Origin of the sequence: Acaryochloris sp. IP29b_bin.137 (genome assembly GCF_028285745.1) — a bacterium.
GTDB lineage: Bacteria > Cyanobacteriota > Cyanobacteriia > Thermosynechococcales > Thermosynechococcaceae > Acaryochloris.
Map to the genome: position 1 here is coordinate 1 of NZ_JANQOP010000151.1, position 2,267 is coordinate 2,267.

Below are 2,267 nucleotides of genomic sequence, written 5' to 3' on the forward strand. Positions count from 1 at the left end.
GCGTTTGAGCGCAAGCACGATGATACTTCTGTCCAGAGCTAACCCTTGATGACGTGCCGTTTTGAGTATGAGGTATTGGCATCGTGGTTTGCGATCGCAAGTTCTGATACCAACCTCCGATATCGCACCTATTAATTCACTCAAGCTTTCAGATTCTTTGTGGATTCTATATTACCTACCTCACTCCTTCACTCACTCATCTAGTCAAGTCAAGGCCAATACTTTATCTTTTGGATTCCCTAGGGATTTTATATTACCTACCTCTGGAGACTGAACCATGTCAACCAACACAGTAAACCTGGATCGACTCTTCGTTTTCCTCAAACTAAAGTCGATATTCGATAAACATCCTGGCAAGAACTACTCAAGATGTAAAGAAATGTCAATTTTGGCGCAATTAGGCTGGGTAAAAAAGAATAGACACTAGTCAAGTTGAAAGTGAGTTTGCTATGTCTCCCACCAATGTATTGATCATGATTCATGGAATTATCCCAAGTTCTGAACCCCTAGATCACGCGGCTGAATACAATAATTTTTTTCAATCCTTGGTCGCACTGGAACCTCAGCTATCCGGCCTTTTCGCAGGACCACCCATTACAGTTGAATGGGGCCATGAGCTTCCCAACAGCAACAATCTAGAAGATCACCGCAGACTCACTCGGGCTCAGAACTTTATCAATGAAAAGACTAAATATTCAAGTCTTCAAAGAGACAATCACCCGAATAACTCCGTTATCAATGACAGGGGAAATCTCGTCAATAGGGGTCTAAGACTTGCAATTGCCGGTCTGCGAGAGAACCTCTTCATAACTGGTATGGGCGATGTCATATTTTACGCTTCAGCCGATGGAGAGAAAGCAATCCGTCGAGAAGTCTACAATACTATCTTAGACAAGCTTCAAGCCTACGAAAATGATATAGATGTAAGGCTTCATCTGGTTGGTCATAGCTTAGGCGTTACGCTGTGTCATGACTTTCTATACGGTTTGTTTGCAAGTCGACATCAATCTGGATTTCTTAGGGAGCACCAGGGGTCTCCAGATGCAGAAGCAAAATACGAATTGTGGCATGAAAAGGCTACTAATGGAGAGCTAACATTAGGATCAATGACTAGCACTGCATCTCAGATAGCGATCCTGGCGATGCGGAAGCAAGGAATGGTAGATATGCTCGCCTCTCATGACAAACTAAAAGCTTCAGACATTGGAATCACGGGCGCAAATCCAGTAAAGTGGCAGCTTTTCTATGATATCGATGATGTCTTAGCCTATGGCACGCGAGGGCTATACGATAATCCTGATGCAATTAGGGAAATTCAGGTTGATAACAATGACAACATTCTGACCGTACATACCAGCTACTGGAAGAATCCTGTCGTCATCCAAGAGACCGCTCAACTGCTTCTGGAAAACTCAAGATAAACAAATTGAACTTGACGTTCGCGTAATCGAATCGCATATAGATATGTAGCGTATGCTCGTCTAGCAATCAAGCTAGGACTGTGGCATGGCCGATCAACTGACCGTTACGACTGAGCGTATTGATGATGTGGTGCTCCTGTTACACATGATGATGCAGATAGGCTTACCAGAAGTACTCAACAAACATCTGCCCCGGCACTGGAAACAGGAAGGCTTAGATTGGGGTTGGGTGATTGTGATCTGGCTTTCCTACATTCTGTCCGAAGGAGACCAACGCAAAGTAGTCGTGCGGGACTGGGTGAAACAACGCAGCACCATGATTGCCCAAGTCTGTGGCCTGACGTTACGGGAGACAGACTTTACAGACGACCGTTTGGGCATCGTCTTGAGTAAGTTGAGCCAGCCAGAGTACTGGCAACCCATTGAGAGAGAGCTAAATAGTCAAACCCTCCGTGTTTATAAGTTAGAGCGTCATTGCGTTCGTCTAGATGCGACCACTGTTTCGGGTGTCCATCAGGTCCATGAGGACGGACTCTTTCAGTTTGGTTATAGCAAAGATGATCCGATCCTTCCTCAACTCAAAGCAATGCTAGCCGGACCAGCGGGAGGTGCTGTAGTCAAGGGTGAAGCTTTATGGAAGTCGTCCGCCATTTGCAAGGCAATTTGGAAATCATCGTATCTTTTTTAGAAGTGGTACTAGAAGCAGTAGCGGCTTTTTGTATTGTGTTGGGCCTGTTTGTGAGCATAAAGCTCTCGGTTGTTTTGCGCCGTCGTCGCAATAGTATTCAATTCCCCCTGGGGCGATTGCGGTTAACCTTTGGTCGATGGTTGGCGTTAGCCCTGGAG

At 45.4% G+C, this 2,267-nt stretch carries 2 protein-coding genes; both read left to right on the forward strand.

Annotated features, from left to right (window positions below):
* Nucleotides 1–449 precede the first annotated feature (449 nt).
* Nucleotides 450–1,421 (forward strand): hypothetical protein, encoded by a 972-nt coding sequence (locus tag Q0991_RS11605; protein ID WP_299488600.1) that lies wholly within the window; start codon nt 450–452, stop codon nt 1,419–1,421.
* Nucleotides 1,422–1,506: 85 nt separating this feature from the next.
* Complete coding sequence (locus Q0991_RS11610; RefSeq protein WP_299488603.1) at nt 1,507–2,109, forward strand: DUF4277 domain-containing protein; 603 nt, start codon at nt 1,507–1,509, stop codon at nt 2,107–2,109.
* Nucleotides 2,110–2,267: the final 158 nt, after the last annotated feature.